The sequence below is a fragment of the Grimontia sp. AD028 genome, from assembly GCF_000973155.1.
Taxonomy (GTDB): Bacteria; Pseudomonadota; Gammaproteobacteria; order Enterobacterales; family Vibrionaceae; genus Enterovibrio; species Enterovibrio indicus.
The window spans coordinates 19,634-39,509 of the sequence record NZ_LASY01000008.1 but is presented as its reverse complement, the minus strand read 5'-3'; the positions used below and the strand labels follow the sequence as shown (position 1 = coordinate 39,509).

Genomic DNA, 19,876 nt, shown 5'->3' with positions numbered 1-19,876 from the left:
GGAGCAAACACTATGGGTCTGTTTGACAAACTGAAGAAGCTGGTTTCTGACGACAGCAACGACGCAGGCGCGATCGAAATCATCGCACCACTGTCTGGTGAAATCGTAAATATCGAAGACGTGCCAGACGTTGTTTTCGCTGAGAAAATCGTGGGCGACGGCATCGCGATCAAACCAGCTGGCGACAAAATGGTTGCACCAGTAAACGGTACCATTGGTAAGATTTTCGAAACTAACCACGCGTTCTCTATCGAATCTGAAGACGGCATCGAGCTGTTCGTTCACTTCGGTATTGATACCGTTGAACTGAAAGGTGAAGGCTTCAAGCGCATCGCTGAAGAAGGTCAGACTGTTAAAGTTGGCGACCCAATCATCGAATTCGATCTGGCTATGCTGGAAGAGAAAGCGAAGTCTACCCTGACTCCTGTTGTTATCTCTAACATGGACGAAATCAAAGAGCTGAACAAGCTGTCTGGTGCCGTTTCTGTTGGTGAAACGCCAGTACTGCGCATCAAGAAGTAATTCTTGAATCGCAAGAAAAAGCGCAGCTTCGGCTGCGCTTTTTTGTGTCTGTTAAAAAGTGAAAGGGAGGCAATCGCCTCCCTTGTTGTTTAAAACGTCTCTGACAGTTGGTAAACACGAAGCCCTGCTTTCATTGCCTCTACATCAGCACAGCCTTCGAAGTTTACTGTGACCGGAGAGCAAGGCATCAGCGTGAAACTGCTGTCACTGAAGCGTCCCTCGCCTTCAAACTCAAGATGAACAAAGAATGCTGGCAGATCTGACTTCAATACCAGCTGCAAGCCATCCCTCCCTTCCATGATTTCAACATCCACTGAAGCCTTAGGTAGTGGTAGGCGTTTATAAACATCATCAAACCAGGTATTGGTGATCTCCTTGCCATCGCATTCCATGACTACATGGAAGAAGCCTTGATGCTTACGCTCATCAATCACTTGTCTGTCGCATTGCCAAACTGTTTGGTTGTCATCTTCACCCAACTTAGTTTCAAACGGCCAGGTGTCGATCACTTCGCCTTGCCAGTCATACCAAGTCACCTGCCCTTTAGCATCCACATTCCGGTGTTCATCATTGATCAGACGAAGTGCCAACGCATCCTGCTCTTCCACAAATACCGCGGCCTTAACGTCAAAGAAGCGCTTGGCATGATAGTGGAGTTGCTTCCAGCGTCCTGTGTACTCAATGCTTGACCACGAGCTCACTGGCCAACAATCATTAAGTTGCCAGTAAAGAATCCCTCGGCACAGTGGTTTGTTGGCACGCCAGTATTCACTCGCCGTTTTAATTGCCAATGCCTGCTGAACCTGGCTCAGATATAACATCTGTGCGAAATCTTTCGGGAAGCGGAAGTAACGGGTGAACATCTCCGTCATGATGCTGTTGCCACGCCCATTCTTCTGGTGTTGCTCAAAAGTCGGTGATGTGACGTTCCAGTCATCTTCCGATGCGAAGGTTTTCACTGTCGGCAGAGACGGCCAGGACTGATAGCCAAACTCACTACAAAAACGCGGCTTCACTGTGTGGTAGGCATCAAAGGACTTTCCTGAATGCCATACATCCCAGAAGTGCATGTCACCCTTGTTGTCATCATGCCAGGCATCGCCAAAGTCCAACTCACCATTACAAGGCGAACTCGCCCAGAAACGACGATATGGATCTTCACGTTCAACCACTTCCTGCAGCACCCGATTAAGACGGTCATAATTCACCACGTACTTTTCGCGGTTGGTACGCGACTCTGGATACCAGCCGATCGCACCAATAACTTCGTTGTCGCCACACCACAAAGCGATGGATGAGTGATCGCTAAGACGGCGAACCTGATATGCGACTTCCTGTTCGACGTCTTTCAGGAATTCAGGCGTTGACGGATAAAGCGCGCAGGCGAACATGAGATCTTGCCACACCATCAGACCAAGCTCATCACATAGCTCGTAGAAGCAGTCACGCTCATACATGCCGCCGCCCCAGACACGAATCATATTCATGTTCGCCGCTTTCGCATCTTCTAAAAGTTGGCGGTAGCGGTCTGGTGTTTGCAATCCCGGCATGGCATCCAACGGAATCCAATTGGCCCCTTTGGACATGATCGCTTTACCATTGACGACAAAAGTCATTGCCGACCCTACTTCGTCTGGTGTGGTATCCAGGTGAAGCTCTCGCAGACCAATGCGTTTGGTAATATGTTGGCCTTCAACCGATACAGTCAGTGAGTAAAGCGGTTGACTGCCGTACCCTGCTGGCCACCAGCGCTCTGGGTGAGCGATTGTGAAACCACATGCCAAAGACTCAGCGTCCGCTGAAATGGTTGTGCTTTGCGACTCACCACAAGGGGATGTCAGCACGCATTCAATAGCCGCAGAATCAGTGCCGACGGTTTCTGCATCGATAGAAACGGTCAGATCACATTGGCCATTACTTTGCCATTGCTGTGCGGTGCGAACTCCTTTTAGCGCCACATTGTGGATTGGCTGTAACTTCACGCTGTCATAGATACCACTGGCTAGCAGACAAACTCCCCAGTCCCAGCCGGCGTGGCATTGGGTTTTACGAAGGGTATTCATATGAGGAATTTGATTGTTACCTACCGCCCAAGGCACAGGAAATGGCAAACGTTCAGCACGTGCTTTCGCTTCAATATCGGCACGCTTCAAGGTGACAGTCAGAATGTTCTCACCTTGCTGAAGGTAAGGACGCACATCAACACGATATTCTCGGAACATATTGGCGCACAGCAATACAACCTCGCCATTCACTGCCACAGATGCCATGGTATCGACCATGCTAAGCATTAGGTCAATACGAGGTGCTTCCAGCGTTGGTGAATCTACCTCGAACGATTTCGTCAGGAGCCAATCATGCTCACTGACCCATTGAACGTCAGTTTCATTGCAGCCGTAATAAGGGTCAGGGATTTTATCAGCGACCAACAAGGCGCTGTGAACATCACCAGGGATTTTGATCGGTGCGACAATGCTGTCATCAGTTAATGATGTCAGTGTCCATTCACCATCAAGTATTAATTGGGTCACGCAATTTCTCCGGATAGTGCGAGATGCCGCGAACCGCTAATTCCTTGATACTGCAAAGCGTCCTTATTGCCACGCCCATTCAACGACTCTCAAAACATAAAAACTGGGCTGAGAACACCACAGATACGAAAGGCCGTCGAGTAGAATAAGGGCGCATCAGACCGCCAATTGTCATTTCCAAAATCTGGCTCAAAAAACCGGAAAAGCCCTTTTAACCGTGCTCACAAATTGACATAAAAAAAGCACCAATCAACGGTGCTTTTAATGTTATCAATAAAATTCAAAGCATTGATAAGTCAGATACTTTCTAGCACTTCCATTGAAGGTGCATAGAAGTACGCGCCTGTGACCGGTGTGGTAAAGCGAAGCAACATGTCGGTCTTACCATCGCGCTCACCGAACATGCTTTCCAACATGGTTTTGTGAACATGTTGGGTATGGCAATAAGCCAAGAACAGCAGGCCGTGATCACCTGACACAGAGCCATATGGCAGGCTGTGGCGAACCATTTTCAGACCTTTACCGTCTTCTTTGATATCTACTCGGCCAACGTGCGAAGTTGGTGGTACATCTTCAAGTTCAATCGAGTCAGGCTTGGTACGGCCAATCACTTTCTCTTGTTGCTTGATGGTCAGCGGCTCCCATGCTGCCAGTTTGTGCACGTAACGCTGCATCATAACGACACTGCCACCAGCACATTCGCCATCAGCGATAATCGCCACATCACGACGCGCTTCTGCGCCTTCCGGGTTTTCAGTGCCATCGATAAACCCTGTCATGTCTCGGGAGTCGAGGTAACGATAACCGTAGGTTTCATCAACGACTTCAACCTCTGAAGCAATAGGTGACAAGAACTTGCGTAGCAGGAAGAAGTTCAGATCATGACGGGTTGAGTGAGCGTGAAGGAAAATGTCACACTCCGTTGCGGGCGCATGGGCATCACCTTCGCCCAGAGGGCGGAAAGCGGAGAAATCAGTCGGTGTTGCAATACCGTTTTCCGCGCAGAAAGCTGGGGAAAAAGACACAGCTGCTTTCAGATCAGCATCAGGTTGCTGGGCATTAATGTCATCAACAAGGGAGTGAAGTGCGCGACACTGAGCAAGCACTTCTGAAGCAGAACCATTGACTTTCAGAACTGTGTACAGTGCGAAAGGACCTGCATCTGCAACGATTGCCGGTTGAGAAACCGCCATGTATTACCTCCAAGTAAAACTGCTAGTTTTCATTTTAGTTTTAAGAAAACTAGCATATTACCTGTGAAGCGCCGAGACTTTGTCTCAGATCTGTAAAGTGGGCTTTCTGGCACTTATACCGACGTAATTTCCACTTTTAAAGATGCAAATTCATCCAGTTGCTCGTTGCTCTGATTAACAGAAGCCGGAGTATTTAGTCCCGCACTGACAACGGGCGACATGATGGTTCGCCAGCCGCCATCGTCGCACTGTTCTTGAACCAGAAGAGAAATTTTCACCTCATCAGCCGTCACTTCCAAAAGCTCAGCTTTGCCAATGAGTGCACCTGTCTCTTCACCGTTATCAAACAGAACAGTTTCTTCTCCAGGCACTAATGATACGGAGGTTTGTGCGCGGTGTTGCTTGCCGGCACGATCCATTTCGAAATTAACATCAACCTGCCAGTCAGCCATGGCTAAGGGGCTTAACATTGCGCTGAACAGGACAAGCCCTTTCTTCCACTCATTCATTTTTTTCTTCTCTTGTAATGGGGGCTTCAAATAAAAACCGAATGCGGCGGCTTCTTAATAGGTATAACGCAAGCCAAATCGCTATCAGTAACATTAACGCCCCACTCCAGTGGAACTCCCAACGCTGAACCATCAGGTGATTGACTTGCAGTATCAAATCACCACTCAACGCCGCTAGGAGGATGTACTTACCCAACCGCCAAATACGCTGAAAAAATGCTGGGAAACGATGAAGACTCCCAGCCATCAGCATCAAAGCCACTGCGGGAAATCCCAACGCCAGCCCGACATAAAGTGCATCATGGCTTGGGTAAATCAGCGAGAGCAAATCTTTGCCTTGCTCCCGGCTGACGCCTGCAATCACAAACACTATCCAAGAACGCGCCAGAAAGAGGCCTGTCAGCCAGAACATCAGGTTTGGCTTCGCGTTTCCGTGTTTGTCGTAATAGTCAGGAGATTGGTACAAAAGCGTATTCATCTATCTTGTTTCTTCAGGATTATGCGCAGCCACCAGCAAAGGGAAGCATGCAAAAAAACATTGTTCATAACCCTCCTTGGCACTTTGTCAGTAGTAATGGGGAGCACAAAGCTCGGGCTCATCATTTTGCGGTGTAGCGCAGTATATTTCAGCCCAAGCTTTTAGCTCGCTCACATTTATCCGACAGTGACTGCTGTTCCGCTAACACTCACCATCAACATTCCACCATTGGGGCCGACCACTTCATAATCAAGGTCGATACCCACCACTGCGTTTCCGCCTGCGGCGCGTGCACGCTCTCTGAGCTCCTCAAATGCAATTTCACGCGCTTTAGCGAGTTCTTGCTCGTAAGCGGCAGAACGCCCACCAACAATATCGCGAATACTCGCAAAGATATCCTTGAAGATATTCGCACCGAGAATAGCTTCTCCTACGACGACACCGTGGTAATGCGTGATTTCGCGTCCTTGGATAGTCGGGGTTGTGGTTAAGATCATTTGTCCTTTCTCCCTTTTATTGTCATTAGAGGTCTGACACGATTCTCAGAATTTGGTTTCGTGGCAGTCCCTTATCATCGGTATAATCGCTTACAACGTAATACGGTTAAAGATGAATAAATAATGAGTAATGCGACACCCTCACCGGAGACCCAACAAGAAGCGATGAAAATTGCCAAGGCAACCCAAAAGCCTGGGCAAACCAAAGAGCAGACAAAACTGATTGCTCAAGGCATTGAGAAAGGGATTGCGCTATACAAGAAACAGCAAAAAGCCAAAGCTCGGGATCGCGATAAAGAACGGAAAAAGCAACTCAAGCAAAAACACGTCGATACCGTATCCATAAACGATGTGACAGAAACCGTTGAACCAGTGTCTACGTCTCGCAATCTTTTGCCTTGGGGACTCCTGATAGTGAGTTGGGTGGGGTTTGCAGCCTATATACTGAGCAACCAATAACAGGGAATATACAATGAAAAAGACGCTCTCATTCGCCGCTGCCGGCGTAGCAATGATAGTCACACTCGGATGCGCACAAGGAGAAGACGCAGTGACCGATAAATCTCTTACCCCATGTGGCGACAAACCAAACTGTGTCTCAACACAGGACCCACGTGAAGATTTCAACGTTGCGCCATTCGAGTTGGCAGAAAGTGTTTCGATAGCACCTATTCTGGAAGTCGCGCTCAGCATGCCAGGCACTCGTATTGGCGATCAGGAGCCTGGCTATGTGCGTGTTGAGAGTGTCAGTAAAATCATGCGCTTTGTCGATGACCTGGAACTTCGTATCGATGGCGACCAGCTGATTGTCCGTTCTGAATCGCGCGTTGGATACTCAGACTTTGGCGTAAACCGAAAACGCGTTGAAGCATTAAGAACAGCGCTTCAGGAAAAAGGACTCATCAAGTAAATGGACATCCCGGCACTCAAAGCGCACTGCGCATCACTGGTGGGTATCCGTCATGATGTAAAGTGGGGCGGCGTTGATGTATACAGCGTGCACCAGACCAAGATGGTTTGCATTTTCTACGATGGAGAGAAGATGGCCTGTAAAGTGCCGGAAGATTTGTTCGTTATGATGGCGGAGATCCCGGATTGCCGTCCGGCACCGCACCTAGCTAGGGCTGGGTGGATAGAATTTGGCAAAAACTGCCCTCTGCCAACGGCGGAAATAGAGAATATCATTTCCCGTTCCTGGCATCTGGTGGTAGATAAACTGCCTAAATACGTTCAGAAGTCGCTAAGGCCTACTCACGCCGAAGCCTGAAAACAAAAAACGCAGACTCATTAGCTGCGTTTTTTGTTTTATACCGTAAGCGTTCCCATGATGTCCTGTTTACGGTCTTCAACCCACTCACGTTTGAACGGGCCCCAGTCAGTCAGGCGGTAATATCCGTCATTATGGCGGCGTCCATCCTGAATGAATGACAATTCAATACCAAGACCTGCCAGTGATTTGATCACGTCCTGAATCGTGCGACGTGGCCAGCCCGTGGCTTCAATTAAACGCGGAACGTTCGGACGTTCCATTTCTTCAACCAAAAAAGCGAGATACAGTCTTCTTGCAAAAACCGGATTCAGTTCCATTGAGACCTCCTAATATGACTGCTTTCCATTATTCAATGAATTGCAAAGGAGGTATTGCGCTTGATCAAATTGAACGCCTATTCATCAGCATGTCGTTTGATCGTTAGCACTCGCCACACCATGCGCCTTGAATTGCATTGATCAGGTTTTCCACTTTGCCATCTGCAATGCGGTAAAACACTGACTGCGACTCCTTGCGTGTCTCGACTAATCCCGCTTGTCGCAGTACGGTGAGATGTTGAGAGAAAGCAGACTGGCTCAAGGCACTGTTCTCAAGAAGGCGAGAGACATTTTTCTCCCCTTCCCGCAACTGACAGAGCACGATTAACCGTTCTGGGTGCGCGAGAATTCTCAGTACTTTTGCAGCATCTGTGGCTTGTTGTTGTAGTTCTTTACCCATGGCTAGCTGACACTCAATAAATTAGCTCTCTCTAATCAATTTACATCAGAAATCGCTAATATAGAAGTTTTGAATGAAATTGATTTATGAAGCTATTCGAATAGAAGTTAATTCAATGAAAGGGGAAGTCGCCTCACGCCTTGCTTTCAACACTTCGCAATGTCAATCTAGCACCCTCAACGTAGCACTATGAGGAAACAGTGAATGACCACAATGGTTTACGGGATTAAGAATTGCGACACCATCAAGAAAGCGCTGAAATGGCTTGATGCGGAAGGCAAACCGTACACGTTTCATGATTACCGTAAAGACGGTATCGATCAGGAAATGTTAAAGCAATTTGTGGAAAAGCTGGGCTGGGAAGCACTGGTCAACAAGCGCGGTACCACTTTCCGAGGACTTTCCGAAGAACAAAAGAACAACCTGGATGAATCCAACGCCGTTTCTTTGATGCTGGTTCACCCTGCCATGATTAAGCGCCCTCTTTTGATTCACAACGACACGTATCACCTCGGCTTCAAAGCTGCAGAGTACGAAACCATTTTTAGCAAATAACACCGATTTAAGAACAAGGACACACAACCCCATGACAGACAGTGCGGTATTGTCTCTGGCCAAGGAATTAATAGGCCGTCCATCCGTGACTCCAGAAGATGAAGGATGTCAGGAACTAATGATCGAGCGCCTCGAAGCGCTGGGATTCAAAATTGAACGTATGGTGTTTGAAGACACCACCAACCTTTGGGCTCGTCGCGGTACCGAAGGCCCGCTGTTTGCCTTTGCTGGTCATACCGATGTGGTACCAGCAGGCCCTTTAGAGCAGTGGAAAACGCCTCCTTTTGAACCGACGATCGTAGACGGTTACCTGCATGGCCGTGGCGCGGCAGACATGAAAGGCTCACTGGCTGCGATGGTCGTAGCAACTGAACGCTTTATCGCAGAAAACCCAGATCATAACGGTTCACTGGCATTTCTTATCACCTCAGATGAAGAAGGCCCATTTATCAACGGAACGACCCGTGTTGTCGATACCCTGATGGCACGTGATGAAATCATCGACATGTGCATTGTGGGTGAACCAAGCAGCACCGACGCGGTGGGTGATGTGGTGAAGAACGGTCGTCGCGGCTCACTGACTGGTGATGTCACCTTCAAAGGTATTCAGGGCCACGTTGCCTACCCACACCTTGCGAAAAACCCGGTTCATCTTGCTCTGCCTGCATTGGCAGAACTGACCAGCGTTCAGTGGGATGAAGGTAACGCCTACTTCCCGCCAACCAGCCTGCAAATTCCAAACGTCGCGGCAGGAACAGGTGCAAGTAATGTTGTTCCAGGTGAGTTCCACGTCCAGTTCAACTTGCGCTACAGCACCGAATTGACCGCGCAGGACATCGAAACCCGCACTCACGCCATCTTCGACGCGCATGGTCTGGACTACGATATCAAATGGACCTACAACGGCTTGCCGTTCCTGACAGATGCCGGTTCTTTACTTGATGCTGTCGTTGAAGCCGTGGACGAAGTGAACAGCGAGAAGCCTCAACTTCTTACTACGGGCGGTACTTCGGACGGTCGCTTTATCGCGCAAATGGGCGGTCAGGTGATTGAACTGGGTCCAGTCAACGCCACCATCCACAAAGTGAATGAGTGTGTAAAGATTGATGATCTCGAGAAACTGACTGACATGTACCAGAAGGTGCTGGAGAAAGTGCTGGCAAAATGAGTTGGACCCTTTCATCACTGACAGGACAATCACAAGACCATCTGTGTACTCTCGCAGAGGGTCTGATGCTGCATAAAGAGGTTCAAGCGGATTTCTTGGCCCTGCAAAGTTCGGCAGAAAAAGCGGGCTTTGAACTCACTATTGCCAGCAGCTTTCGTGATTTCAGCCGTCAGCAGATGATATGGGACAACAAGTTCAATGGCCTACGCCCCATGCTTGATGGCGACGGAACCCCTTTGGATGCCAGCCAGCTCAGTGATGACGACAAAGTCCGGGCTATTTTGCGCTGGTCAGCCTTGCCGGGAGCAAGCCGCCATCACTGGGGCACCGATATCGACATCTATGCCAGAAACCTCTTGCCTGAAGATATTTCCATCCAACTTGAACCTTGGGAATACCTTACCGGACACCAAAAGCCTTTCTTTGATTGGCTTTTGGTCAACATGAAAACGCACGGCTTTTACCTGCCTTATCGTGAAGATAAAGGCGGTGTGGCATTTGAGCCCTGGCATATCAGCCACATCCCAACCACGAAAGGGGCGCTGGATATACTCACGCCTGACACACTCCGCACCGCGATCGCATCTTCTAACATCGCTGGGCGGGAAACTGTCCTAAACCAGCTGGATTGGATATATTCTCAGTACGTCTCTAACGTTTGTGAGGTCTGAACATGGATATACTCACCAACCCTTATGTGATCATCTTTATTGTGGTCGCCGTTGTGGTCAGCAACATCATGGCACTGAAATACACGGCCAATGCCAAATTCGGTATGAAGCAAAAGCCTAAGCCAAAAGATGAAGACCGAAGCAACGAACAAAAGAAAGAGCGCAAACCATACGATGATGAGGATGACGACGACAAATCGTCTTTCTGGTGATCGATAGCGGCGACCACAGGGTCGCCTTTTTTCTGCCTGAAACTTTTTGCGCAAACGTTTGCGTTTTCGGTAACAGCCCCTGTTCAGTTCTGGTATCATGCAAGGCGTTTGGAGGGTGAGAGTCAGGAAATCGCCGCTCTCACCGCATAGAATGTTGTCTTGCCAGTGACGAAGCCTCGTCCGGCCACTTTTAGATAGGAATGTCTCAATGAGCCTTGCGGATCAAGTTCTCGCCGTTAACGACGATCTTCCCATTCGTACCCACCAACCTGTTCACAGCGGTAAAGTCCGCTCTGTCTACTGGCTGACAGAAGAAGACAGCAAACGTCTTATTCAGGAAAAAGGCTATGACGTTGCCCCTGATGCGCCACTGGCCATTATGGTGATCAGTGACCGTATCTCCGCGTTCGATTGTATCTGGCATGCCGAAGGCGGCCTGAAAGGCGTACCGGGCAAAGGTGCTGCACTGAATGCCATTTCCAACCACTGGTTTCGCCTGTTCCAGGAAAATGGCCTGGCTGACAGCCATATTCTTGATATTCCCCACCCATTCGTCTGGATTGTACAAAAAGCCAAACCCGTCATGATTGAGGCCATTTGCCGCAAATACATCACAGGTTCCATGTGGCGTGCCTACGCAAAAGGCGAGCGTGAATTCTGCGGCATTGAATTGCCTGAAGGACTAGAAAAAGACAAAGCCTTGCCAGAGCTTCTGATCACACCATCGACCAAAGGTATTCTGCGCGGCATTCCAGGTGTGCCTGAAGCGGATGACGTCAACATCACCCGCAAGAACATCGAAGACAGCTTCGCTGCATTTAACTTCTCATCTGCCGATGACATTGCGCGATACGAAACCTTGCTTAAAGAAGGTTTCAGTGTGATCAGCAATGCACTGAAAGCAATTGACCAAACCTTTGTCGACACCAAGTTTGAGTTTGGTTATGTCACTGATGCGGCAGGTAAAGAAAAGCTCATCTACATGGATGAAGTGGGTACCCCAGATTCTTCACGTATTTGGGATACCAAGGAATACGAGGCTGGCAATATCGTGGAAAACTCCAAAGAAGGCTTCCGCCAGTTCCTCCTGAACTACTTCCCAGATCCAGACATTCTGCTCAACAAAGAACGTATGCCAGAGCGTGAGGCTTTAGCACGCGATAACGATCTTCCAGTAGATGCACTGATGGACATCTCACGCACCTACATCGGCATTGCAGAAAAAATCACTGGCGCACCGATTCATCTGAGTGACAACCCAAAACAGGAAATCATTGATATCCTGAAGGAAGAATACGGTTTGATCGACTGATTCCTAACAAAGCGATAGACAAAAAAAGAGGACGCCAAGGCGTCCTCTTTCTCGTTCTGTACAGGCTTATTGGTTATTCAAACGCTCTACAGCCGCAGTGAATGCCGGCGCCATACCTGCCAACACATCTTCACTTACAGGCTTGCCAGAACTGTCCGTCACGTTAATTGACGTACGGTTACCCAAATCACCCAACAGGATGTTGTAGTTCTTCTTGCTAAGTTGTAGTGGCAACACACCAATTTCTTCCCAGAACTCGTCGTCCGGAGACTTGTATTCAACACTCAGCGTACCTTGTGAACGGTTTCGGTCTTCTATCGTGAAGCCAAGCTCACTCAGCATGTTCGGGAGACGCTCCCAGAACACTTCGTAAGGTGCACGGGCAATAATCACCGGTGAACCACCGCGGTCTTTACCCAGACTGATTGGAATGTTCTTCACCAACTCCAATGCTCGAAGGCGTGCTTCTTCACGCAGGTCGGCATCGTAACGGGCAGTGATCATGTTGGTCATCTGCGCGTTGTAACGGTCACGTGATGCCTGAGTCAGGTTATCTGGCGAGCCGTTGCGTTTCCATTCCACCATTTCGATGTGGAAGCCTTGGCGACCACGTTCTTGAGCCGGCGTCACTACGTAACGGCTTTCGATAACTTCTTCGTCTTCATCAATGGTCCAAACTAACCAGTCAGTCTCAATGCCATCCGGCGAGGAGGTACGAACCGGGATCTGGGAATTAGCGACCATATCTTCGATGGTTGACCAAAGACGCTGAGCTTGATCTTCACGAGGCATCCACACGGTGACGCCTTGTCGGTTACGCTCATAGCGCGCACCTGGGATCAATTCGAGAATTTGCTGAGGGGGACGGATATCAATATCACGACCTACCGGGCCTTGGAAATCATTAGCTGGAATGCGGTAGGCACCGGAAAACTCAGGCTGCTGATCGGGAAGGTTTTTCCAATCTGACAGCGGTGGTGTTTCAAGGTATTTAAAATCATCCGACGCCTGACGGCGCGAATCAGCGCTTGAGCAGGCCGCCAGCATGGCGACCATCACAGCACTCAAGCCGAACTTAAAAACAGGTTTCATTAAAACTCCAAAGAAGCGTTACAGCACGCCTGCATCTACAAGAGCCTGCTTCACTTTAGGCTGCAGTTTTGCATCCAAAGTGGTCAGCGGCAGACGCAGTGTTCCGTCCGCAATCAAGCCCATTTCATGCAATGCCCACTTCACTGGAATTGGGTTCGCTTCGACGAAAAGATCAGTGTGCAGAGGCATTATCTTCTCATTGATTGAACGGGCTTCGTCCATTTCTCCTGCCAGCGCCAGTTTGATCATTTTTGCCATTTGCGCAGCAGCAATGTTGTTGGTCACTGAAATCACGCCATGGCCGCCAGCGGCAACAAAATCCAGGCCAGTGAGATCATCACCACTCAGTAAGATAAAATCTTCGCCACAAAGTTCACGGTGAATACGAACACGGTCCAAATCACCCGTCGCATCTTTGATGCCAATAATGTTTTCAAACTCAGAAAGACGTGCGACAGTCTCAGGCAACATGTCAGCGACAGTGCGACCTGGTACGTTGTACAGAATCTGTGGAAGTTCGCTCGACTCAGAGATAGCTTTAAAATGCTGATACAGACCTTCCTGAGAAGGTTTGTTGTAGTAAGGCACTACGCTCAGGCAGCCTGCGATACCAGAACCCGCAAACATTTTGCTGAAGGTAATCGCTTCGTGGGTTGCATTTGCACCAGTACCTGCGATGACGGGAATGCGTCCATCGGCGAATTCGAGTGTCTTCAGAACAATCTTGATATGCTCTTCTACGGTGACAGTGGCAGATTCACCTGTCGTCCCGACAGAGACGATGGCGTCAGTGCCTGCATCAACATGAAAATCAACGAGATTTTTCAAACTGGCGTAATCAACTTCACCAGAGCTATCCATAGGCGTGACAAGTGCCACGATACTTCCTGAAAACATTTCCATCTCCAAAAACGCGTTTTGACCCATGGTACTTTTGGCGACAGGCAAAAACAAGCACGCAGAGGTGCCTTATACCCTGTGTTTGCGCGGTTGATCACCGAGAAAATGAACGATATTGTGCGCTTGGACGTATTGCCACTCGCGACAATGATTTACGTACGTATTCTAACGAGACGCATGCTCACTCGTTGCGACATGAAAATTAAGAAGGAAGAAACATGCAAACGCTCGAAGCCGGTGCAGCAGCACCAGAATTCTCGCTGCAAGACCAAAACGGAAACACTGTCTCTTTGAGTCAGTTCAAAGGCAAAAACAAGGTGTTGGTTTACTTCTACCCGAAGGCAATGACACCGGGTTGCACAACTCAAGCCTGCTCACTGCGAGACAGTAAAGCAGAACTGGATGCACTGAACACCGTCGTTCTCGGCCTAAGCCCAGATCCAGTGAAAAAGCTGAAGGGCTTTGAAGAAAAGAAAGAGCTGAACTTCACCTTGCTGAGTGATGAAGACCACGCTGTTGCCGACGCTTTCGGCGTTTGGGGCCTGAAAAAGTTCATGGGCAAAGAGTATGACGGCATTCACCGTCTGAGCTTCTTGGTCGATGAGAACGGTGTTATCGAACATGTGTTCAACAAGTTCAAAACCAAAGACCACCATGACGTAGTGATAAACTACCTGAAAGGCGAGTAAGCCCTACAGGAACGAAAAAGGCCGTCAATGACGGCCTTTATTGTTTCTGCGACTAACGCAACTATGGTCGCTATTTTTCTGGAAACGGAATGGCCAATGCTTCCGGGTAGCCTCTCAGCGCCGTCAACGTTTTCGCTTTCTTTACTACCTGCGCTTCGGTCAATGACTCGGTCAGCGACAGTGTTGGAATATTCCACCCAGCAGGCAATTTCACACCGTGAAGCGCTTCTAACTGCTCAAGGATGCGGTCAGCTGCTTGCAGTGCGGATGAGGCTTTAACCAACTCGACACGTGCGTAGCGCTCACCTTCAAAGGAGGCGTCAGCCGCACGCAAACTCGGGTCGTCTCCCGGAATTTGCTGAGCGCCACAAAGCGGCTTTCCACCCACTTCGGCTTGCTCGAATGCAGGCAGCCAATTGGCGAAATGGAAAATGGCACGGGAAGTACGCTCACGAATTTCAGACCATTCCCAGCCACCATCAGCTTTCACCACCATGCTTTCAGGCAGAGGCGGATAAGCGGTTCCTGCATCACTTTTCACCAAACCACCTTCAAACAAGGTGATCTCTTGCGTCATACCATGAAGCTGGATGAATCCTTGAGGATATGGCGTGAGTTGCGCCATGCCTTGCGGTGTACCACGCTCTCCGTGAATAATCACTTCCGGCCACTGCCCAGGTTTTGATGGCCAGTGGGCGACGTAGGCGGCTTTGTACTCGACCCAACGCTTTCTCGGCGAGGAGACCATATCGTCCAGCTTGCCTGTTCGGAAGCCGGCAGCATTGATGAGGTAATCGACACGTTGCGATACCACTTCGCCGTCTACGTCTTGTGCGTAGATAGTCCAGCCTTCATGCTCTTTAACCAAATCAATCACTTTATGACCAAGTTTCATCTCACAATGTGGTGAGTTTTCAAGCCCCAAAGCAGCAGTGGCAGCCAAACGGAAAACGCTTAGGCCGTATTCCTGCACAACAACAATCGGATATTTGAAGTTGTCATGCGGCATGTGGTGCGCAACAGGAATCATCCACTCTTGTGGGGTTTGAGGTGACTCGGGTAGCGGAAGATCTGACAATGCCACCATGTCTTCACGGGAAAATAGCGTGTAGTAATCCTCAGGGGGGCCCAATACGGCATTATTCTGGTCTTGCTCAACCAACGTTTTGTAATGCGCAGTAAGTACATCAAGACGATTCAAAATCGCTTCAGGTTCGCCCGGATCTGAGGTCGGGATGGCAATAACTGTTGGACGCCGGTTAACAGAGTGCGGGTAAGCTCGAACGGTGGCAATAGATTGCTCCAAAAGTGTCACACACTGCTGTTCAGAAATCTCGCGGTACAGGTTTCCCCCTGCGTGCAGGTGACAAATCGGTGGCCCACTGACGAGGCTTTCCCCTGCTTCAAACAGCACGGTATTGATGCCTAAACCCGACAGCTTCAACGCTGCAGTCGAACCGGCAACACCACCACCCACAATGCCAACAGTAAACGGTTTGTTTGACGTCAACACACTACCCTCAACACACAATTTGGTCTTTTTGTTCAATCTAATCGCAGCCAGTCCTTGAGCACTGGCAAAAATAAAGAGAGACCCAAATTCAGGTCCCTACTTTTGTGTACTCACTTTATCACGGTGAAGATCATTTTAGTTGTTAGTTTCTGCTATTGCTTCTTCCGGTTCGTTAGAAGGCAGCGCATTCCATACCGCTTTCACCAGGGTTGCCAGTGGGATAGCGAAGAAAACCCCCCAGAAACCCCAGAGCCCTCCAAATACCAGTACCGCCACGATGATTGCTACAGGGTGGAGATTCACGGCTTCGGAGAAAAGAACTGGCACCAACACATTACCGTCAAGCGCCTGAATAATACCGTATGCAAGCATCAGGTAACCCAGCTCAGGGCTGATGCCCCATTGGAACAGTGCGACCATAAAGATTGGCAGGGTAACCGCTGCCGCCCCGATATAGGGGATCAGTACCGACAAGCCGGTAGCCACACTCAAAAGCGCTGCATAACGAAGATCTAAAACAGCGAAGGTAATGTAGCTGGTGACACCCACAATGATGATTTCCGTCACCTTGCCACGGATATAATTTGAGATTTGCTCGTTCATCTCCATCCCAACTTTGTTGGTCAACTTACGATTGCGCGGCAACAAGGAAGTGAACGAACGCATCATCTCTTCTTTGTCTTTCAGGAGGAAGAATACCAAGAGTGGTACCAGAATCAGGTAAACCGCCAATGCGGCCAAACTCACTAGCGACGACAGTGAACTTTTCACCACAGTTTCTCCCATACCCAGCACACGGCTTTGCAGTGTATCGATAAATGCATTCACCATATGTGGCTGAATAAGCTCTGGATATTCATCGGGCAAGTGAGACAGGTAACTTTGGAAGTCGTTGAACATTTTCGGAATGTCAGCGATGAGGTTGATGATCTGGTTCCAGATCGTTGGCATCAACCCAAAAAAAGCGAGGATCATAAAACCCACAAAAAGCAAGAGAACCAGTATCACCGATAGCGTCCGGTTCAAGCCCAGTCCTACCATTTTGGCGACAGGCCATTCCAGCAAGTAGGCCAATACGATAGCGACGAGAAGTGGGGCAATCAGGTTGCCCAAAAAGTAGATGACCACAAAGCCCATGATGAGCAATGCAATCAAGCTTACGGCGTGCGGATCTGAGAACCGTCGTTGATACCAACGGTTAAGCATTTCTAGCATGTAGTTTCCTGTTTATAGTTTGGTGACGTTAATCTCCGTCGCTCCTTGAACAGGCTGGCACTCAAATTCAAAACCACTCTTCTCCAAGTAGCGGGGAATATCCTTCAAGGCGCCACTGTCCGTAATGTATAGCGCTATTTGCTGTCCTTGCTTCAGTGATGCACAGGCTCTTTTCGCCAAAAGCAGCGCCATAGGGCAACGCTGCTCACGCAAATCAAGGGATTGAATTTCCATTCTTTCTCGCTGACCGCTATTATCGTCGGCATTGTATACTCAAACAACGCGGATAAGTAGTTTGGGTATTCTGACAACCTCGCCGCGAAAGCCAGAACCTCTCGCCAGCCTCGTTGTCTATCTATATCAACACCCCAAAGATTTCGCGTGCTGGAGGCACCAACGTCAGTCATGCAGCTTTTCAAAAAAGCCACAACGAGCCTTCTTATTGCATCACTTGCCCTCACATCACCTGTGATGGCGACGTCGTATAACGATCTCCCCGAAATCGGCACTGCCGCTGCGGGCACTTTGACTGTTCAGAAAGAAATCGAATACGGCGACGCTTACATGCGTATGCTTCGTGGCAGCCAGCCTATCGTGAATGACCCGGTTTTATCGGAATACATTTCCGCTTTGGGGGCATCTCTGGTTGCCAATGCTAATGATGTTAAAACACCTTTTGAGTTTTTTCTGATACGGAATCGTGACATTAATGCTTTCGCCTTTTTTGGTGGTCACGTTGCCTTACACACAGGTCTGTTTCTCCATGCGCAGAGCGAAAGTGAACTCGCCTCTGTGGTCGCGCACGAAATCGCACACTTAACACAGCGCCATCTGGCCCGTGCCATGGAAGAGCAAGCAAGACAAACACCGCTAACCATGGCGGCACTGGTTGGTTCATTGATGCTGGCGATTGCAGCGCCCCAAGCGGGCATTGCTGCGGCTCAAGCCACCACAGCAGCTTCTATTCAGAGCCAAATCAACTACACCCGAAGCAACGAGAAAGAAGCCGACCGTATCGGTCTGGAGACCCTTTCCCGTTCAGGGTTTGATGTAAACGCCATGCCTGTGTTCTTCACCCGCATGGCTGACCAATACCGCTTTGCTTCGAAACCGCCACAGTTCTTGTTGACTCACCCGTTGCCAGACTCGCGTATCACCGACTCTCGCTCCCGTGCACAGCAATATCCGCAACGTACTGTTCCGTTGTCGCCGGAATACCATCTTGCCCGTGCCCGTGTGATCGCGCGTTTTGCCGGTATCGACAGTGCTGCCGCCATCGACTGGTTCGATCGCCAACTTAAAAAAGCCTCCCCTGCCCGCGCTCAATCGCTTAACTACGGTAAAGCACTGGTATATATCGACAGCAGGCAGTTTGATAAAGCTGGAAAGCTTTTAGCACCACTGTACAAGGCGCAGCCAAATAACCGCTTCTATTTGGATGCGATGACAGATTTAGATGTCGCACAGAAACACTATGATGCAGCCCTGAAACGTCTTGAAAAAGCGCTCGCTACCCAACCAAACAATGCCGTATTGCTTTTGAACCATGATTACGTGTTGGTAAAAGCAGGGCGTTATGAAGAGGCGATTAAAGGTTTAGTGAAAGTGACACACCGTTTCCCAACCAATACCAACGGTTGGTCGTTGCTTCAGGAAGCTTACGACAGCGATGGTATCCGCCATGGGGCCCTTGCAGCCCAGGCAGAGCTTTATGCCCTTCAGGGACGTTGGCACAAAGCCATTAACAATTACACACAAGCTAGTCAGCTTGTGGAGCTTGGCAGCCTTGATCAGGCTCGCTACGATGCACGTATAGATCAGCTCAGGGTGCAGGAAGCGCGCTTCGCTGAGTTGCAACGCTAAGTCATCGCCCGAACAACAAAATAAAACGAGAAAGGAACAGTCATGTCAGTCACTATTTACCACAATTCCCGTTGCTCCAAGAGCCGCCAAACTCTGGCGCTGCTGGAAGAAAAAGGCATTCAACCAGACGTTGTGGCTTATCTGGAAACGCCGCCATCTGCAGACACACTCAAAACCCTGCTAGAGCAACTGGGCTTCGACTCCCCACGCCAAATGATGCGCACCAAAGAAGCGATCTACAAAGAGCTACAACTGGCTGACGCGACAGACGAGCAACTGATTCAAGCTATGGTTGAAAATCCAAAACTGATTGAACGCCCAATTGTCGTCGCAAATGGTAAAGCAGCGATGGGTCGACCACCAGAAAATGTATTGACCATTCTGTAATGACTGAGGTTCTGGTTCTCTATTACAGCCGACATGGCGGGACAAGAAGCGTTGCCCGCCTGATTGCCCGTGGCATCGAAGCGTCAGGCGCGGTGGCAAGATTACGCACCGTCCCCGACATTGCCTCCGTTGGCGAAACATCATCTGCTGAGATCCCGGAAGATCCGTACGTGTCGATAGAGGATTTGAAAGCTTGTCATGGTTTGGCGCTCGGAAGCCCTGTTCGCTTTGGCAACATGGCCGCACCGCTCAAACACTTTATCGACAGCACAGCCAAAGAGTGGCTCGCGGGCACCCTGATCGGAAAGCCAGCCATGGTGTTTACCTCAGGTTCAATGCTGCATGGCGGTCAGGAAACCACACTGAACACTATGATGCTGCCACTGCTTCACCACGGTATGGTGATTGTCGGACTGCCTCACTCAGAGCCCGCCCTGCACACAACACAAGGCGGCGGTTCCCCCTACGGCCCTTCACACATCACGGGCGAAGGTCGGCGCCAGCCTGATGCTGAAGAGAAAAACCTCGCCATTGCAGGCGGTAAACGCCTGGCTGAGATAGCCGCGCGCCTCAAAGATTGAT

General features: G+C 49.6%; 25 protein-coding genes. 13 read left to right on the top strand and 12 right to left on the bottom strand.

The genetic code is table 11. The annotated features are described in order from the left end of the window. The first annotated feature begins 12 nt into the window (after nucleotides 1-12). Nucleotides 13-522 carry a PTS glucose transporter subunit IIA gene (crr, locus tag RN22_RS01945; protein WP_002537936.1) on the top strand — a complete coding sequence of 170 codons (510 nt, stop codon included), beginning with the start codon at nucleotides 13-15 and terminating at the stop codon, nucleotides 520-522. A gap of 89 nt (nucleotides 523-611) precedes the next feature. Here the strand turns inward: crr and RN22_RS01940 are convergent, their stop codons facing one another. The 5 genes from RN22_RS01940 to RN22_RS01920 all read right to left on the bottom strand — a co-directional run bounded on the left by RN22_RS01940 (nucleotide 612) and on the right by RN22_RS01920 (nucleotide 5,730). Beyond that, nucleotides 612-3,053 carry a glycoside hydrolase family 2 protein gene (locus tag RN22_RS01940; protein ID WP_046302880.1) on the bottom strand — a complete coding sequence of 814 codons (2,442 nt, stop codon included), beginning with the start codon at nucleotides 3,051-3,053 and terminating at the stop codon, nucleotides 612-614. A 296-nt stretch (nucleotides 3,054-3,349) separates the two neighbouring features. Continuing rightward, nucleotides 3,350-4,246, bottom strand: coding sequence for a Dyp-type peroxidase (locus RN22_RS01935; protein WP_046302879.1), 897 nt, complete (start codon nucleotides 4,244-4,246; stop codon nucleotides 3,350-3,352). Nucleotides 4,247-4,359: 113 nt separating this feature from the next. Further along, on the bottom strand, nucleotides 4,360-4,755 hold the full coding sequence (locus tag RN22_RS01930; protein WP_002537939.1) for a hypothetical protein: 396 nt from the start codon (nucleotides 4,753-4,755) through the stop codon (nucleotides 4,360-4,362). Next, nucleotides 4,748-5,233, bottom strand: coding sequence for a DUF2919 domain-containing protein (locus RN22_RS01925; protein ID WP_046302878.1), 486 nt, complete (start codon nucleotides 5,231-5,233; stop codon nucleotides 4,748-4,750). Before RN22_RS01925 ends, RN22_RS01930 begins: the two co-directional genes overlap by 8 nt. Nucleotides 5,234-5,409: 176 nt before the next feature. Then, nucleotides 5,410-5,730, bottom strand: coding sequence for a heavy metal-binding domain-containing protein (locus tag RN22_RS01920; RefSeq protein WP_002537941.1), 321 nt, complete (start codon nucleotides 5,728-5,730; stop codon nucleotides 5,410-5,412). 123 nt (nucleotides 5,731-5,853) lie between these two features. Here RN22_RS01920 and RN22_RS01915 point away from each other — a divergent pair, with 123 nt between their 5' ends. Genes RN22_RS01915 through RN22_RS01905 form a run of 3 tightly spaced genes read left to right on the top strand, consistent with a single transcriptional unit; the run spans nucleotide 5,854 to nucleotide 6,997 of the window. Continuing rightward, the gene (locus RN22_RS01915) at nucleotides 5,854-6,189 is read left to right on the top strand and encodes a DUF2956 domain-containing protein (RefSeq protein WP_046302877.1); all 336 of its coding nucleotides are present in this window, start codon (nucleotides 5,854-5,856) and stop codon (nucleotides 6,187-6,189) included. 13 nt (nucleotides 6,190-6,202) lie between these two features. Next, nucleotides 6,203-6,640, top strand: coding sequence for a DUF1499 domain-containing protein (locus RN22_RS01910; protein WP_002537943.1), 438 nt, complete (start codon nucleotides 6,203-6,205; stop codon nucleotides 6,638-6,640). After that, nucleotides 6,641-6,997, top strand: coding sequence for an MmcQ/YjbR family DNA-binding protein (locus tag RN22_RS01905; protein WP_046302876.1), 357 nt, complete (start codon nucleotides 6,641-6,643; stop codon nucleotides 6,995-6,997). Between the two features lie 38 nt (nucleotides 6,998-7,035). On the opposite strand, the gene RN22_RS01900 is transcribed toward RN22_RS01905, so the two are convergent. After that, nucleotides 7,036-7,317, bottom strand: a complete 282-nt coding sequence (locus RN22_RS01900; RefSeq protein WP_002537945.1) for a helix-turn-helix domain-containing protein — start codon at nucleotides 7,315-7,317, stop codon at nucleotides 7,036-7,038. 103 nt (nucleotides 7,318-7,420) lie between these two features. After that, entirely contained in the window at nucleotides 7,421-7,717 is a 297-nt protein-coding gene (locus RN22_RS01895; protein ID WP_046302875.1) for a helix-turn-helix transcriptional regulator, read from the bottom strand. A 204-nt stretch (nucleotides 7,718-7,921) separates the two neighbouring features. Here RN22_RS01895 and RN22_RS01890 point away from each other — a divergent pair, with 204 nt between their 5' ends. From RN22_RS01890 to RN22_RS01870, 5 genes are all read left to right on the top strand, one after another. Continuing rightward, the gene (locus RN22_RS01890; protein ID WP_046302874.1) at nucleotides 7,922-8,272 is read left to right on the top strand and encodes an ArsC family reductase; all 351 of its coding nucleotides are present in this window, start codon (nucleotides 7,922-7,924) and stop codon (nucleotides 8,270-8,272) included. Nucleotides 8,273-8,303: 31 nt separating this feature from the next. Then, on the top strand, nucleotides 8,304-9,440 hold the full coding sequence (gene dapE / locus RN22_RS01885) for a succinyl-diaminopimelate desuccinylase (protein ID WP_046302873.1): 1,137 nt from the start codon (nucleotides 8,304-8,306) through the stop codon (nucleotides 9,438-9,440). Continuing rightward, complete coding sequence (locus tag RN22_RS01880; protein WP_046302872.1) at nucleotides 9,437-10,111, top strand: M15 family metallopeptidase; 675 nt, start codon at nucleotides 9,437-9,439, stop codon at nucleotides 10,109-10,111. The genes dapE and RN22_RS01880 overlap by 4 nt, the downstream gene beginning before the upstream one ends. A gap of 2 nt (nucleotides 10,112-10,113) precedes the next feature. Further along, nucleotides 10,114-10,323: a DUF2897 family protein gene (locus RN22_RS01875; protein ID WP_046302871.1), complete on the top strand. Its 210-nt coding sequence runs from the start codon at nucleotides 10,114-10,116 to the stop codon at nucleotides 10,321-10,323. A gap of 208 nt (nucleotides 10,324-10,531) precedes the next feature. After that, nucleotides 10,532-11,635, top strand: a complete 1,104-nt coding sequence (locus RN22_RS01870; protein WP_046302870.1) for a phosphoribosylaminoimidazolesuccinocarboxamide synthase — start codon at nucleotides 10,532-10,534, stop codon at nucleotides 11,633-11,635. Nucleotides 11,636-11,701: 66 nt separating this feature from the next. Here the strand turns inward: RN22_RS01870 and bamC are convergent, their stop codons facing one another. Together bamC and dapA are read right to left on the bottom strand one after the other, a co-directional pair. Beyond that, on the bottom strand, nucleotides 11,702-12,727 hold the full coding sequence (gene bamC / locus RN22_RS01865) for an outer membrane protein assembly factor BamC (RefSeq protein ID WP_046302869.1): 1,026 nt from the start codon (nucleotides 12,725-12,727) through the stop codon (nucleotides 11,702-11,704). Nucleotides 12,728-12,745: 18 nt separating this feature from the next. Further along, entirely contained in the window at nucleotides 12,746-13,624 is an 879-nt protein-coding gene (dapA, locus tag RN22_RS01860; protein WP_046302952.1) for a 4-hydroxy-tetrahydrodipicolinate synthase, read from the bottom strand. 221 nt (nucleotides 13,625-13,845) lie between these two features. Between dapA and bcp the strand changes: the two genes are divergently transcribed. Continuing rightward, entirely contained in the window at nucleotides 13,846-14,316 is a 471-nt protein-coding gene (bcp, locus tag RN22_RS01855) for a thioredoxin-dependent thiol peroxidase (protein ID WP_046302868.1), read from the top strand. A gap of 70 nt (nucleotides 14,317-14,386) precedes the next feature. Here bcp and RN22_RS01850 read toward each other — a convergent pair whose 3' ends face one another. The 3 genes from RN22_RS01850 to RN22_RS01840 form a co-directional block, all read right to left on the bottom strand. Beyond that, nucleotides 14,387-15,847, bottom strand: coding sequence for an FAD-dependent oxidoreductase (locus RN22_RS01850; RefSeq protein WP_046302951.1), 1,461 nt, complete (start codon nucleotides 15,845-15,847; stop codon nucleotides 14,387-14,389). Between the two features lie 117 nt (nucleotides 15,848-15,964). Continuing rightward, on the bottom strand, nucleotides 15,965-17,044 hold the full coding sequence (locus tag RN22_RS01845; RefSeq protein WP_046302867.1) for an AI-2E family transporter: 1,080 nt from the start codon (nucleotides 17,042-17,044) through the stop codon (nucleotides 15,965-15,967). Between the two features lie 12 nt (nucleotides 17,045-17,056). Then, nucleotides 17,057-17,278 carry a sulfurtransferase TusA family protein gene (locus RN22_RS01840; protein ID WP_046302866.1) on the bottom strand — a complete coding sequence of 74 codons (222 nt, stop codon included), beginning with the start codon at nucleotides 17,276-17,278 and terminating at the stop codon, nucleotides 17,057-17,059. Between the two features lie 171 nt (nucleotides 17,279-17,449). On the opposite strand from RN22_RS01840, the gene RN22_RS01835 reads away from it, so the two are divergent. The 3 genes from RN22_RS01835 to wrbA are packed head-to-tail and all read left to right on the top strand — an operon-like array spanning nucleotide 17,450 to nucleotide 19,875. Next, the gene (locus RN22_RS01835; protein WP_046302865.1) at nucleotides 17,450-18,907 is read left to right on the top strand and encodes a M48 family metalloprotease; all 1,458 of its coding nucleotides are present in this window, start codon (nucleotides 17,450-17,452) and stop codon (nucleotides 18,905-18,907) included. A 42-nt stretch (nucleotides 18,908-18,949) separates the two neighbouring features. Then, nucleotides 18,950-19,294 carry an arsenate reductase (glutaredoxin) gene (gene arsC, locus RN22_RS01830; RefSeq protein WP_046302864.1) on the top strand — a complete coding sequence of 115 codons (345 nt, stop codon included), beginning with the start codon at nucleotides 18,950-18,952 and terminating at the stop codon, nucleotides 19,292-19,294. Continuing rightward, entirely contained in the window at nucleotides 19,294-19,875 is a 582-nt protein-coding gene (gene wrbA / locus RN22_RS01825) for an NAD(P)H:quinone oxidoreductase (protein ID WP_046302863.1), read from the top strand. Before arsC ends, wrbA begins: the two co-directional genes overlap by 1 nt. The last annotated feature ends 1 nt before the right edge of the window (nucleotide 19,876 follow it).